General features: G+C 55.4%; 13 protein-coding genes. 5 read left to right on the plus strand and 8 right to left on the minus strand.

Translation table 11 applies throughout. The features are described 5' to 3' along the window. Nucleotides 1-97: 97 nt before the first annotated feature. Complete coding sequence (gene mtnK / locus ACMGGX_RS15480) at nucleotides 98-1,297, minus strand: S-methyl-5-thioribose kinase (RefSeq protein WP_202772218.1); 1,200 nt, start codon at nucleotides 1,295-1,297, stop codon at nucleotides 98-100. A 104-nt stretch (nucleotides 1,298-1,401) separates the two neighbouring features. On the opposite strand from mtnK, the gene mtnA reads away from it, so the two are divergent. Together mtnA and ACMGGX_RS15490 are read left to right on the plus strand one after the other, a co-directional pair. After that, nucleotides 1,402-2,418: an S-methyl-5-thioribose-1-phosphate isomerase gene (mtnA, locus tag ACMGGX_RS15485; RefSeq protein WP_420298582.1), complete on the plus strand. Its 1,017-nt coding sequence runs from the start codon at nucleotides 1,402-1,404 to the stop codon at nucleotides 2,416-2,418. Nucleotides 2,419-2,460: 42 nt separating this feature from the next. After that, a complete protein-coding gene (locus tag ACMGGX_RS15490; protein ID WP_134866672.1) occupies nucleotides 2,461-2,931 on the plus strand; it encodes an SRPBCC family protein in 471 nt (156 codons plus the stop codon). A gap of 96 nt (nucleotides 2,932-3,027) precedes the next feature. On the opposite strand, the gene ACMGGX_RS15495 is transcribed toward ACMGGX_RS15490, so the two are convergent. The 3 genes from ACMGGX_RS15495 to ACMGGX_RS15505 are packed head-to-tail and all read right to left on the minus strand — an operon-like array spanning nucleotide 3,028 to nucleotide 4,867. Then, complete coding sequence (locus ACMGGX_RS15495; RefSeq protein WP_420298583.1) at nucleotides 3,028-3,570, minus strand: 1,2-dihydroxy-3-keto-5-methylthiopentene dioxygenase; 543 nt, start codon at nucleotides 3,568-3,570, stop codon at nucleotides 3,028-3,030. Beyond that, nucleotides 3,567-4,256, minus strand: coding sequence for an acireductone synthase (mtnC, locus tag ACMGGX_RS15500; protein WP_029740121.1), 690 nt, complete (start codon nucleotides 4,254-4,256; stop codon nucleotides 3,567-3,569). The genes ACMGGX_RS15495 and mtnC overlap by 4 nt, the downstream gene beginning before the upstream one ends. Further along, the gene (locus ACMGGX_RS15505; RefSeq protein ID WP_420298584.1) at nucleotides 4,253-4,867 is read right to left on the minus strand and encodes a methylthioribulose 1-phosphate dehydratase; all 615 of its coding nucleotides are present in this window, start codon (nucleotides 4,865-4,867) and stop codon (nucleotides 4,253-4,255) included. Before ACMGGX_RS15505 ends, mtnC begins: the two co-directional genes overlap by 4 nt. Nucleotides 4,868-4,989: 122 nt before the next feature. On the opposite strand from ACMGGX_RS15505, the gene ACMGGX_RS15510 reads away from it, so the two are divergent. Further along, nucleotides 4,990-6,150 (plus strand): pyridoxal phosphate-dependent aminotransferase, encoded by a 1,161-nt coding sequence (locus tag ACMGGX_RS15510; protein WP_181594587.1) that lies wholly within the window; start codon nucleotides 4,990-4,992, stop codon nucleotides 6,148-6,150. Here ACMGGX_RS15510 and ACMGGX_RS15515 read toward each other — a convergent pair whose 3' ends face one another. The 3 genes from ACMGGX_RS15515 to citR form a co-directional block, all read right to left on the minus strand. Beyond that, a complete protein-coding gene (locus tag ACMGGX_RS15515; protein WP_181594588.1) occupies nucleotides 6,151-6,777 on the minus strand; it encodes an IbrB-like domain-containing protein in 627 nt (208 codons plus the stop codon). It lies immediately after the preceding gene. Beyond that, nucleotides 6,762-7,985, minus strand: a complete 1,224-nt coding sequence (locus ACMGGX_RS15520; RefSeq protein WP_202772224.1) for a phosphoadenosine phosphosulfate reductase — start codon at nucleotides 7,983-7,985, stop codon at nucleotides 6,762-6,764. Before ACMGGX_RS15520 ends, ACMGGX_RS15515 begins: the two co-directional genes overlap by 16 nt. An 86-nt stretch (nucleotides 7,986-8,071) precedes the next feature. After that, a complete protein-coding gene (gene citR, locus ACMGGX_RS15525) occupies nucleotides 8,072-8,971 on the minus strand; it encodes a DNA-binding transcriptional repressor CitR (RefSeq protein ID WP_348560752.1) in 900 nt (299 codons plus the stop codon). A gap of 623 nt (nucleotides 8,972-9,594) precedes the next feature. Here citR and ahpC point away from each other — a divergent pair. Further along, the gene (gene ahpC / locus ACMGGX_RS15530; RefSeq protein ID WP_008501015.1) at nucleotides 9,595-10,158 is read left to right on the plus strand and encodes an alkyl hydroperoxide reductase subunit C; all 564 of its coding nucleotides are present in this window, start codon (nucleotides 9,595-9,597) and stop codon (nucleotides 10,156-10,158) included. A gap of 187 nt (nucleotides 10,159-10,345) precedes the next feature. Beyond that, nucleotides 10,346-11,911, plus strand: coding sequence for an alkyl hydroperoxide reductase subunit F (ahpF, locus tag ACMGGX_RS15535; RefSeq protein ID WP_348560753.1), 1,566 nt, complete (start codon nucleotides 10,346-10,348; stop codon nucleotides 11,909-11,911). Between the two features lie 60 nt (nucleotides 11,912-11,971). On the opposite strand, the gene uspG is transcribed toward ahpF, so the two are convergent. After that, complete coding sequence (uspG, locus tag ACMGGX_RS15540; protein ID WP_023310731.1) at nucleotides 11,972-12,400, minus strand: universal stress protein UspG; 429 nt, start codon at nucleotides 12,398-12,400, stop codon at nucleotides 11,972-11,974. Between the last annotated feature and the right edge of the window lie 4 nt (nucleotides 12,401-12,404).

The raw sequence follows: 12,404 nt of genomic DNA on the forward strand, positions 1-12,404 counted from the left end.
TTTGATGCCCTCACCCCGGCCCTCTCCCACAGGGAGAGGGAGAAAATCAGAATCGTAGGCCCGGTAAGCGCAGCGCCACCGGGCACAAAGCCGGCACTCAGCTGTACTGCCGCACTCGTGCCACCAGATCTTCCGCGCTGTCGATGCGGTCGGCAATGACAATCAGCGCTTTACCGAGAGTTATCGCGTGGCGCAGGCACTCGTGGCGCATCGCCTCGTCCTGAATGGTGTCGATATCCGCGACGTGGGAAAGCCCGACGCTGCGGCGAATCAGCTCGGTGCCGCAGAAGCCGATGGCGTCATGCCAGACCTTTTTCAGGAACGCGGAGGCATAGCCCGGTGCGCCGAGCGCGGCGTCGCGCGTTTTCTCGTTTGCCAGCGCCTGGAAGCGTTCCGCGAAGGTGTTCCACAGCTCCTGAATATCGGTCAGGCGCTGCTCGCGCGCGGCGGCGGCATCGCGAATGCCCAGGTGCCCCGGCAGCCCGCAGAAGTTCAGCAGCAGGTTGCCGATGGCGGTGCCGACGTCAAAGCCAATCGGGCCAAAGTAGCCGAACTCGGCGTCGATGGCCTTCAGGCTGCCGTCGGCCACAAAAATCGAGCCGCTGTGAATATCGCCGTGCAGGAGCGCTTCGGCGTGCGAGAAGAAGCGGTGCTTCAGTGAGGCCACGGCAATTTTAAGCTGAGCGTCGTCGCGCAGGGCCGCGACGTCATTTTCCAGCTCGGCCGGGTAGCTGTTGCGTTCGTGGATCTGGTACGGATCGTTGAAGAACAGATCTTCGGTGATCTCGCACATCTCCGGGTTGATGAATTTCGCCACCTGCGCTTTCTTCTCGTGCGGGTGCAGGAAGAAATCGCTGGTGTGGAACAGCGCGTGCGCGAGGTATTCACCCAGCTGACGGGCCGCCTGCGGGTAGTAATTGTTTTTAATCAGCTCGCCGCGCCAGATGCGATGGCTGGAGAGGTCTTCCATCACCATCACCGCCAGCTCCGGGTCAAAGTGGTGGATTTTCACGGTGTGCTGCGGGCTGTGCTGGTAGTGCTCGACCAGGGTTTGCGCTTCAAGGCGGGCGCGGTCCAGCGTCAGCGGCCAGGATTCGCCGACGCAGCGCACGTAGGGCAGCGCCTGCTTAACGACGATGCGGCTCACGCCCGCGCCGTCGAAAATTTTGAATACCAGATTGAGGTTGCCGTCGCCTACTTCCTGCGCCTCTACCAGCGATGAAGGATCGTCAAGTCCGCCATACTGCCTGGCATACTCCACGGCGTCCTGAGCGGTAAAGGTACGGTATTGCGACATGGCCTGCTCCTCACGAGTTTTCTAATTAAGACATGTAGACGTCTATACATCTGGATTTCATCCTGACACAATGTGCTACAACAACGCAACAGGGAATTAACGACATGCAGACATTACAGACGACCAGCCTGCGGGTGACGGATAATCAGCTCTTTATTCTCGATCAGCAGGCGCTTCCGCAGGAGAAACGCTGGCTGGATGTCTCGACGGTAGAGGCGCTGGTCGGACATATCCACGCCCTGCGCGTGCGCGGCGCGCCGCTGATTGGTCTCTCTGCAAGCCTGCTGCTGGCGCTGCTGGCGGAAAACGGCAAAAGCCGCGACGAGCTGGCGGCGGCGCTGGAAACCCTGCGCGCCTCCCGCCCGACGGCGGTGAACCTGATGAACAATCTCGACCGCATGAAGATTGCGCTGTGGCAGGAAGAGTATGTTCCGGCGCTGGTGGCGGAAGCGCTGCGCCTGATTGACGAAGACAAACGGCTTTGCGACGCGATTGCGAAAGCCGGCAGCGCGCTGGTGAAGCCCGGTAGCCGTCTGCTGACCCACTGCAACACCGGCGGGCTGGCAACGGCGGGCGTCGGCACCGCGCTGGGCGTGATTGCCCGCGCGCATCAGGACGGCAACGTCAGCAATGTCTGGGTGGATGAAACCCGTCCGCTGCTGCAGGGCGGTAGACTGACCGCGTGGGAGCTAGGCGAGCTGGGGGTGCCGTATCAGCTGATTACCGATTCCATGGCCGCCAGCCTGATGGCAAAAGGGGAAGTGGACGCCGTGTGGGTGGGGGCAGACCGCATTGCCGCCAACGGCGACGTGGCGAACAAGATCGGCACCTATTCCCTGGCGGTGCTGGCGAAATTCCACGGCATTCCGTTCTACGTGGCTGCCCCGCAAACGACCCTCGATCCGGACTGCCCGAACGGGGACTCGATCCCGATTGAGCAGCGCGCCGCCAGCGAGGTGACGGGCGTGGCCGGAAGCTTTGGCGCGGTGCAGTGGGCGCCGGAAAACGCGCAGGTCTATAACCCGGCGTTTGACGTTACGCCTGCCTCGCTGATTAGCGGCTGGGTGCTGGATACAGGCGTGGTCACGCCGGAAGCGGTGGCAAACGGGAAATTCGCCTGAGTCCGGCTATCCTTTAAGGGGTTCCCTTAAGAGGACAATATCGTGACGCTCGATCCTGAAACTGACTTAAAACTGGAGCGCGTGGTGGATGCACCGCGCGACCTGCTGTGGCTCTGCTGGACCACGCCGGAACACATCAAAAACTTCTTCATTCCTGCTCCCCATAAGGTGACCGAATGCGATCTCGATCTCCGCGTGGGCGGGCGGTTCAACACCGTGTTTGATGTGGACGGTCAGCGGATGGATAACCGGGGCGTCTTTCTGGAAATCGATCCCGGTCAAAAGCTGGTCTTTACCGACGGCTATACCGAAGGCTGGAAACCGGCCGAGAAGCCGTTTATGACGGCGATCCTGCTGCTGGAGGATGTGGGCGAGGGCAAGACCCGCTACACGGCGATTGCGCGTCATCCGACGAAGGAAATCCGCGAACAGCATGAACAGATGGGCTTCCACGAAGGGTGGGGGATTGTGCTGGATCAGCTGGTGGGGTATGTGAAAGGACTGGAGCGTTGAAGCCCGAGCGGCCTGATGCCCTCACCCTGACCCTCTCCCACAGGAAGAGGGAGCAAACACTAAAAACGGCAGCTATAGCTGCCGTTTTGCTTTTACCTATGCGAGGCGTGGATACGCATCCGCGATGGCATCGCCCGTGAACTGCGCCACCCAGCCTTCCGGGTTATCGAAAATACGAATGGCGGTAAAATTCGGCTCGGAGCCCATATCAAACCAGTGTGGCGTGCCCGCGGGAACGGAAATCAGGTCGTTTTTCTCGCACAGCACCTGATACACCTCATCGCCAATGTGCAGGCAGAACAGCCCCGCGCCTTCCACGAAGAAGCGCACTTCGTCTTCGCCGTGGGTGTGTTCGTTCAGGAACTTCGCGCGCAGCGCCTCTTTCTGCGGGTTGTCGGCGCGCAGGCTGATCACGTCCCAGCTCTGATAGCCTTTTTCCACCACCAGTTTGTCGATCGCATGCTGATACGCCGCGATCACGGCTTCGGGCGCGGGATCGTGTCCTAAATCGCGATCCGCAGCCCAGCGTTCAAACCGCACGCCTTTGGCGTTGAGCTGTTGGGCGATCTCGGCGGCGTCGGTGCTGTACCACTGGTGTTGACTGGCGTCTTTATCGGAATAAATGGTCAATGCGCTCATGAAGGGATCTGCTCCGGATTAATCTCGTCAAACTGGTGGACCTGATGGTGATGGCTTGCGCCGTCATCATCACCGCGAATCAGCTGCAGGGTGCGAAAACCTGCCTGTTCAGCCGCGTCCAACTCCTGATGAATATCGGACAGGAACAGGATCTGCGACGGGGCGATACCCGTTTGTGCCGCAATGTTCTGATAGGACTGCACCTCGCGCTTGGCGCCGATGTGGGTATCAAAATAGCCGCTGAACAGATGAGTAATATCACCTTCGTCGCTGTAGCCAAATAACAGTTTCTGCGCGGCGACGGAGCCAGAGGAATAAACATAGAGATCAATCCCTTGCGCCTTCCACTTTTCCAGCGCAGGCAGTACGTCCGGATAGAGGTGGCCGGTAAAGTCGCCGTTCACATAGCCGTCATGCCAGATGATTCCCTGCAGGGCTTTGAGCGCCGTGGATTTGCGGTCCTCATCCATAAAGGCAAAAAGGGCCTCGATAAGCTCGCTGACGCTGGCGTGCGGGTTACCGATTTCATCACGCAGGTTGTCCAGAATGGATTTGACCGGCTCGGCGTACTGCTGTGCGGTCACGAAGGCCGCCAGCCGCTCACGCGCGTAGGGGAACAAAACGTCATGGACAAAACGGATATCGCTGGTGGTCCCTTCAATATCCGTCACAATCGCGCGAATCATACTCTCTCCAGTTGTCGTAAACGCATTTCGCATTCAAATAAGAATTCTAGTCCTTCCAGATGACGGCGGGCCTCGGCCACGTCGCGTCCCCAGCAGGTTAAGCCATGACCGCGCAGAAGAAAACCATAATTAAGCGGGCGTTCCTGTGCGTAATGGGCGATTCGGGAGGCGAGGGCGTCAATATCCTGGTCGTTATCAAAGACCGGGATAGCCACCGTATCCAGATGGGTGATCTGCCCGGAGAGGGACTTTTGCATCTCAAAGCCGCTGATGTTGAGCTCGGCTTCTTTGACCAGACGCGACAGCACCGTGGCGTTGACGGTATGAACGTGCAGGACGGCGTTGGCCTCCGGGAGCAGGCGATAAATCAGCGTGTGAAGACCGGTTTCCGCCGACGGCCTGCGGCCAGACGGCGCGCGGTTGGTGGCAATCTCCACCTGCAAAAAATCCTCCGTCGTCAGGCTGCCTTTGTCTTTGCCGGATTCGCTGAGCCAGCAGAGGTGTTCGTCCTGACGCACCGACATGTTGCCCCCGGTGGCGGGTGCCCAGCCTTTAGCGCCAATCCAGCGGCAGGCGTCAACAAGATGTGTGAGTTGCAGGTTGTCTGTCATTTCCTTTTACCCTCGCGGCCAGGAATATTCATATGGTTTAGACGTCTAAGCGTCTTGATTGCCAAAGACTAACATCGTGTTATAGTGGCAGCAACATAAGTATTACAAGCAGGCACGACACAATGAGCAATAACGCATTGATTCCGCAGAGTAAACTTCCTAATCTCGGTACTACCATCTTTACGCAGATGAGCGCTCTGGCGCAGCAGCACAACGCCATTAACCTTTCTCAGGGCTTCCCGGATTTCGATGGCCCGACGTATCTGCAGGAGCGTCTGGCGTACCATGTGGCGCAGGGGGCGAATCAGTATGCGCCGATGACGGGCGTGCAGGCGCTGCGGGAAGCCATTGCGGATAAAACGGCGGAGCTGTACGGCCATAAGCCCGATGCGAACACCGACATTACGGTGACGGCAGGGGCGACCGAAGCGCTGTATGCGGCCATCACCGCGCTGGTGCGTAAGGGCGATGAAGTTATCTGCTTTGACCCGAGCTACGACAGCTATGCGCCTGCGGTTGAACTCTCCGGCGGCGTGGTGAAACGCGTGGCGCTTCAGCCGCCGCATTTTCGCTCTGACTGGCAGGCGTTTGCCGCGCTGCTGAGCGACAAAACTCGCCTGGTGATCCTGAACACCCCGCACAACCCGTCGGCTACGGTGTGGCAAAAGGCCGATTTCGCCGCGCTGTGGCAGGCGATTGCGGAACGTGAAATTTACGTGCTCAGCGATGAGGTCTACGAGCACATCTGCTTTGCAGAAGAAGGACACGCCAGCGTGCTGGCCCATCCGCAGCTTCGCGAGCGCGCTATCGCCGTCTCGTCATTCGGTAAGACTTACCATATGACCGGCTGGAAAGTGGGCTACTGCGTTGCACCGGCGGCTATCAGCGCCGAGCTGCGCAAGGTGCACCAGTATCTGACCTTTGCCGTGAACACGCCGGCTCAGCTGGCGCTGGCGGATATGCTGCGCGCCGAGCCGGAGCACTATCGCGAGCTGCCGCACTTCTATCGTGAGCGTCGGGATCTGTTTGTGGCGGCGCTAAGCAAAAGTCGTCTGGAAATTTTGCCCTCAGAAGGGACCTATTTCCTGCTCGCCGACTACAGCGCGATTTCGGATCTGGACGACGTGAGTTTCTGCCAGTGGCTGACGAAAGAGGTGGGCGTGGCCGCCATTCCGCTGTCGGTGTTCTGCGCCGATCCCTTCCCGCATAAGCTGATCCGTCTTTGCTTTGCGAAGCAGGAATCGACGCTGCTGGCGGCGGCAGAGCGTCTGAACACGCTCTGATTATTTCACCGTCCAGGCTTCTGAGTAACGACGGTCTGCAAACAGCTCCAGCAGACCGTTTATTTGCCTGAGGCGCAAGACTTCATCGCCGTCCATTCCCAGCTCCTTGCTTATTCTCTCGTCATTCCAGCCAAGCTGCACCAGCTCGCGAACGATCTCCGACATGGCGTTAATCTGGTGTCGACCCCGCGCCCGGTTGTGACGAATAGTGGCAGCCATACGGTTATGTTTATCCTGTCGATCCTGGCGCAGGAAGGTGACAGGGAGATAACCCTTGAGCTGATGCTTCAGCGCCGCCCGGTTTTTACCGATTTCATGGCGATGAAAACCATCCACAATTTCGTAGTGTTGCGGTCCATTTTCTGTCACAACGATAGGTTGGGTGAATCCATCGAGTTCCAGCGACTTAATGAGCAGCTGCTTTTCTGGAGGAGCAACGTTATTGGGGTTGTAGTCGTTAGCGGTAATAGCGTCCTGTCTGATCCAGAGAACGCAGTCTATCGGTTGCGCACGAAACGGACTGTGTTTATGGATCGCTTCACGAAAAGCATTTATGGCGTTAATGCGTTCCTCTTCGGGAAGTGACTGAAGGTACGTTTCCATCTCATTGATTAGTTTTTGTCGCATAATATGCCCCACTCCTTGCGTTTCGCCTTCACTCTTTCGCTGTAGCGCTGATAATGTTTGGGTTTATTTGGGCTGAACGATAGCGCCCTGCACCAGTAGTCGTTATTAAGGAGAACCTTACAAATACGGCGCCATGAAGGAATATCTTTGGAGCCGATATCACCGTCCTGCGTATCGGGAATATCCTTTATGCCTCTCTTCTGATACCAGTGCAGATAAATGGCGATTTTATTGCGGTAATGCTCAGCCGTATTTTGCGGCATGCTGTCGAGGAGCAGCATGGCATATTGGCGCCAGCACAGGTGTTCGGGTTTCAGAATTTTTCGGTGACCATAAAAATGGTTATCGTGTCCGGCGTACATCCCCCCGCTGCGCGCACCGCTCACGCGCTCACACATGGCCGCCCAGCGATCGGGCTCAACAACGTGGTAGAGCCATAATCCCTGACGCTGTTCAGGACCAAAGGGTTCACAGATACGCATGTAGCGTAGCGGTACGCCAGCCTGAAACATCAGGTCATAGAGTGGGTTATAGCAACACCCTGATTTGGCGAACCAGGTCCATATATCGGCGGTTTTCCAGTCGTAGAGAGGGTAGATATACCAGGCATGTCCTCCCGGTGCGACGGTTGTCCAGGGTTTATCGTCGGCAAACCGCTGTTTACGCGCCGACGCGATAGCCAGGAAACGGTTGTAAGACTCATCGGCGCGGATGCCAATCAGTATTGCCGCCGGGCGATTGCAGGAGAACCAGTCGGAGAAACTGCGGACAAAGGTTTCAAACGTCATGCCTGGCTGGTAGAAGGAAAAAAAAGCGGGATCGGTTATCGCATCGTCAGGAGGCTGGCGGACCCATCGGGCGCCGGGTTCCCAGCATTGCCATTCCGGCTGGAATTGTGACAGTGAATTTTGCGTTGTCAGGGGAAGCGCGACCCACCAGAAATGGTCGATGACATCGCTGTACAACTCGCGCATATGTTCCACATGGGTAATAGTATGGGAAAACTGCGCTTCCCAGTCGATAAAGAGCACATCTATTTTGATTTTCATCAGTCGCGCCTGTTGGGCAACCAGATGCAGCATAATGGTGGAGTCTTTACCTCCTGAAAAAGAAACACAGGTTTTGGGAAAATTTTCGAGAGTCCATTTTATTCGCTCCCGAGCAGCAGTAAGAACATCCTGATTTAAAGAGTATTTATAAAGTGACATGCTTATTCTCATCCTGAGGGATAAATACCTGACTGTAGCGTCAATGCTAATGAGAGAGTTATATCAGTCAATTTTAATTAGATATGCTACGGTAATGATATCTCTTCAATAAAACTCGCGAATGCCGAGCTATTGAGCGCGGAACGGTTGTACATCATGTAAATATCAATGCTGGGGAATTGAATGTCAGTTTCCACTTTTCGCAGGTTGAGGGCTGGCCCATATTTTTCGAAAGCCGGCGCGGGTACTAATCCTATGAGATCGGACGAACCGATCACCGACAGAAGGGATATAAAAGAGTCGCTACGATAGACGATATTTCTTTTGGTTAACAGGCTTTCGGCCTTTTCCTGATAGTCTTTGAAGCTGTTCTCATCGTTCAGGTAGGCGGTGAAGTTTTCATTCAGAATCTCTTCACGCGTGGGATTTTCACAAAGACGGGGATGGCCCTCCCGACAAACGAGGACGAAAGGAAGTTTATGGTAGAGGCTACAGGCGACAGAATGATTGTTAGAAGAAGAAAATGAAAATATCAAGTCGGCTCTTCTGTAGGCTAAAAGATCTTCTGCTGAATCAGACGAAAGGAAAACATCATGTAATTCAATTGAATAGTTATGGTTTTCCATCAGCAATTTTATAGGGTCAAGCGTTGCTTTCGTACTCATAAAATGCGGGCAATAAATGACAAAGTTCTTCTTCAACCCGCTGCTGTGCATGATATTGATAGTCTGCTCCAGCTGGTTCAGGTTCTGTTCCAGATGATGATGCAGATTGACGCCGACGGTCGTGGGCGTGATCCCTTTACCGGAACGGATAAACAGAGGATCGTTGAGTTGCCCTCTCAGACGCTGCAGTGACTGGCTCACGGCAGAGGGTGTGATATACAGCGTCTCGGCGGCTTTACTGATACTAAGGTGCTGGTAAATGCACTCGAAAATGACTAACAGATTAAGATCGAATTTTTTAAGGTCATAGAGGTTTGCCATGTTTCGTCCTGAGGGCGCTGCGTTTGCTGTGGTTATCATATAACTGATAACAATAGTTTGAGGCTAACCATTTATAATTCTTTCGGTTAATTCTCTTAGTTTTAAATTAAAAACATCTTAATATATCACGGTGGCAGATTATTGAAATAGCGCTTCAAAGGTGAGGAGGATAATTTTATCTTAAAAGAGGGAGTGATCGTATTAAATGACAATTGTCATTTATATATTGTGATAGTTTTATAATAAAAATAAATTTATAACGCTACGGAATGGTGTTCGACACAACCTATCACAGCCATAGGCAGGAATGCCTCTCTTATGGATTGCTCAATCCCTGCGCGGGTGGTGTAATCAAAAGGCTGTTACCGCCTTGATATAAAGGGTTGTAGAGCGCAACGCAACGCCAGTTTCGGCTGGCACTGAATGTACCTGCGGGGAATTCAGGTATCAGGGCCGCCCGTTGAGGCGGCCTTTTTACTTTCAGGCTTTCCTGTAAAAGGTTCACCTTGTTGTCTTGTCGACGTTGTAAGGTTTGGCTGATTGATTTGATAAAGCATACGCATTAGCCCCGATGAATAAAGTTGGTTACCTTACATCTCAACGAAAACACGGAGGAAGTACAGATGTCTTTGATTAACACCAAAATTAAACCTTTCAAAAACCAGGCGTTCAAAAACGGTGAGTTCATCGAAGTTACCGAGAAAGATACCGAAGGCCGCTGGAGCGTCTTCTTCTTCTATCCTGCTGACTTCACCTTCGTTTGCCCGACTGAACTGGGTGACGTTGCAGACCATTACGACGAACTGCAGAAGCTGGGCGTAGACGTTTACTCTGTCTCTACCGATACCCACTTCACCCACAAAGCATGGCACAGCAGCTCTGAAACCATCGCGAAAATTAAATACGCGATGATCGGCGACCCGACTGGCGCCCTGACCCGTAACTTCGACAACATGCGTGAAGATGAAGGCCTGGCTGACCGCGCCACCTTCGTTGTTGACCCGCAGGGCATTATCCAGGCTATCGAAGTTACCGCTGAAGGTATCGGCCGTGATGCTTCTGACCTGCTGCGTAAAGTGAAAGCTGCTCAGTACGTGGCTTCTCACCCTGGCGAAGTGTGCCCGGCGAAATGGAAAGAAGGCGAAGCGACGCTGGCTCCATCTCTGGACCTGGTTGGCAAGATCTAAGTCTGTAAAGCCTGGCGGCGCTGCGCTTGCACAGGCCTACAGTATCGTAGGCCGGGTAAACGAAGTGCCACCCGGCAATCAATGGGCGCACCCGCGCCCATTTCATTCCAGCACCATGATGCAAGTTGCATTCAGGCCGCCCGTATAAGGCAGCTTGCATGATGACGTCTTAAGAGAGGGAAGAACAATGCTCGACACTAACATGAAAACCCAGCTCAAGGCCTACCTTGAGAAACTGACCAAACCCGTTGAGCTGATTGCCACGCTGGACGACAGCGCCAAATCGGCAGAGATCAAGGAACTGCTGGCGGAAATCGCCGAGCTGTCGCCGAAAGTGTCCTTCAAAGAAGATAACGCGCTGCCGGTCCGTAAGCCCTCTTTCCTGATTACCAACCCAGGCTCCGACCAGGGACCGCGCTTTGCCGGCTCGCCGCTGGGGCACGAATTTACCTCACTGGTGCTGGCGCTGCTGTGGACCGGTGGTCATCCGTCGAAAGAGGCGCAGGCGCTGCTGGAGCAGATCCGCGATATCGACGGTGATTTCGAATTTGAAACCTATTACTCGCTCTCCTGCCACAACTGCCCGGACGTGGTGCAGGCGCTGAACCTGATGTCGGTCCTGAACCCGCGCATCAAGCACACGGCGATTGACGGCGGTACTTTCCAGAATGAAATTACCGATCGCAACGTGATGGGCGTTCCGGCGATCTACATGAACGGCAAAGAGTTCGGCCAGGGCCGTATGACGCTGACCGAAATCGTAGCCAAAGTGGATACCGGTGCTGAAAAACGTGCGGCCGAAGAGCTGAACAAACGCGATGCCTACGACGTGCTGATCGTCGGTTCCGGCCCTGCGGGCGCGGCGGCAGCGGTGTACTCCGCGCGTAAAGGTATTCGTACCGGCCTGATGGGCGAACGCTTTGGCGGCCAGGTGCTCGATACCGTGGACATCGAAAACTACATTTCCGTGCCGAAGACCGAAGGCCAGAAGCTGGCGGGGGCGCTGAAGGCGCACGTCAGCGACTATGACGTAGACGTGATCGACAGCCAGAGCGCCAGCAAGCTGGTTCCGGCAGCGGTTGAGGGTGGTTTACACCAGATTGAAACCGCCTCTGGCGCGGTGCTGAAAGCGCGCAGCATTATCATTGCCACCGGCGCGAAATGGCGCAACATGAACGTTCCGGGCGAAGATCAGTACCGTACCAAAGGCGTGACCTACTGCCCGCACTGCGACGGCCCGCTGTTTAAAGGTAAACGCGTGGCGGTGATCGGTGGCGGTAACTCCGGCGTGGAAGCGGCTATCGACCTGGCGGGGATTGTTGAACACGTTACTCTTCTGGAGTTCGCTCCAGAGATGAAGGCCGACCAGGTTCTGCAGGATAAAGTTCGCAGCCTGAAAAACGTCGACATCGTACTGAACGCGCAGACCACGGAAGTGAAGGGCGACGGCAGCAAAGTGACCGGCCTGGAATACCGCGACCGCGTGAGCGGCGACGTGCACAGCGTTCAGCTGTCAGGGATCTTCGTGCAGATTGGTCTGCTGCCAAATACCACCTGGCTGGAAGGCGCGATTGAGCGCAACCGCATGGGCGAAATCATCATCGATGCGAAATGTGAAACCAGCGTGAAAGGCGTGTTTGCGGCGGGTGACTGCACCACCGTGCCGTACAAACAGATCATTATTGCCACGGGCGAAGGGGCGAAGGCGTCTCTGAGTTCCTTTGACTATCTGATTCGCACCAAAACCGCATAACAGAAGAAAGTAAGGCTACACCTGCAATAGCGAGAGGCCACCTGAAGGTGGCCTCTTTTTTTATCTTACGACCATCACCGGTATGTGGGTGTGGCGGATCACGCTGGAGGCGTTAGAGCCCAGCAGATGCGTGGTAATGGAAGGGTTGCGCGAACCGATGACCACCACGTCTGCTTTCAGTTCGTTCGCCAGTTCGTTTACCGCATCGCGTACGCTGCCGAATCTGACGTGAGTTTTGATGCGCGAAGGGTCGATGCTGAAGTGGCTGACCATGGTTTGCAGACGAGTTTCCGCTTCATGCTGCAAATGCTCCTCGAAGCGACGCACGTCGGCGGCAAAGCGGTGCAGGCTCAGGCTGGCGGAGCCCGGCAGTACGTGCAAAAGATGGATAACACCGTCCTGCTGCGCCAGGAACTCCGCATGGCGAACGGCCTTGTCGCTCAGCTCCATCTCAAAAACATCAACCGGCATAATGATTCTCTGATACATACCC

Source organism: Enterobacter sp. BNK-29 (genome assembly GCF_048684785.1).
Taxonomy (GTDB): Bacteria; Pseudomonadota; Gammaproteobacteria; order Enterobacterales; family Enterobacteriaceae; genus Enterobacter; species Enterobacter cloacae_M.

What these genes read in the sequence shown, in the direction of transcription:
- mtnK (WP_202772218.1), bottom strand. Translation starts at nt 1,297, where the DNA reads ATGTCGCAATACCGTACCTTTACCGCTCAGGACGCCGTGGAGTATGCC.
- mtnA (WP_420298582.1), top strand. Translation starts at nt 1,402, where the DNA reads ATGCAGACATTACAGACGACCAGCCTGCGGGTGACGGATAATCAGCTC.
- ACMGGX_RS15495 (WP_420298583.1), bottom strand. Translation starts at nt 3,570, where the DNA reads ATGAGCGCATTGACCATTTATTCCGATAAAGACGCCAGTCAACACCAG.
- mtnC (WP_029740121.1), bottom strand. Translation starts at nt 4,256, where the DNA reads ATGATTCGCGCGATTGTGACGGATATTGAAGGGACCACCAGCGATATC.
- ACMGGX_RS15505 (WP_420298584.1), bottom strand. Translation starts at nt 4,867, where the DNA reads ATGACAGACAACCTGCAACTCACACATCTTGTTGACGCCTGCCGCTGG.
- ACMGGX_RS15510 (WP_181594587.1), top strand. Translation starts at nt 4,990, where the DNA reads ATGAGCAATAACGCATTGATTCCGCAGAGTAAACTTCCTAATCTCGGT.
- ACMGGX_RS15515 (WP_181594588.1), bottom strand. Translation starts at nt 6,777, where the DNA reads ATGCGACAAAAACTAATCAATGAGATGGAAACGTACCTTCAGTCACTT.
- ACMGGX_RS15520 (WP_202772224.1), bottom strand. Translation starts at nt 7,985, where the DNA reads ATGTCACTTTATAAATACTCTTTAAATCAGGATGTTCTTACTGCTGCT.
- citR (WP_348560752.1), bottom strand. Translation starts at nt 8,971, where the DNA reads ATGGCAAACCTCTATGACCTTAAAAAATTCGATCTTAATCTGTTAGTC.
- ahpC (WP_008501015.1), top strand. Translation starts at nt 9,595, where the DNA reads ATGTCTTTGATTAACACCAAAATTAAACCTTTCAAAAACCAGGCGTTC.
- ahpF (WP_348560753.1), top strand. Translation starts at nt 10,346, where the DNA reads ATGCTCGACACTAACATGAAAACCCAGCTCAAGGCCTACCTTGAGAAA.
- uspG (WP_023310731.1), bottom strand. Translation starts at nt 12,400, where the DNA reads ATGTATCAGAGAATCATTATGCCGGTTGATGTTTTTGAGATGGAGCTG.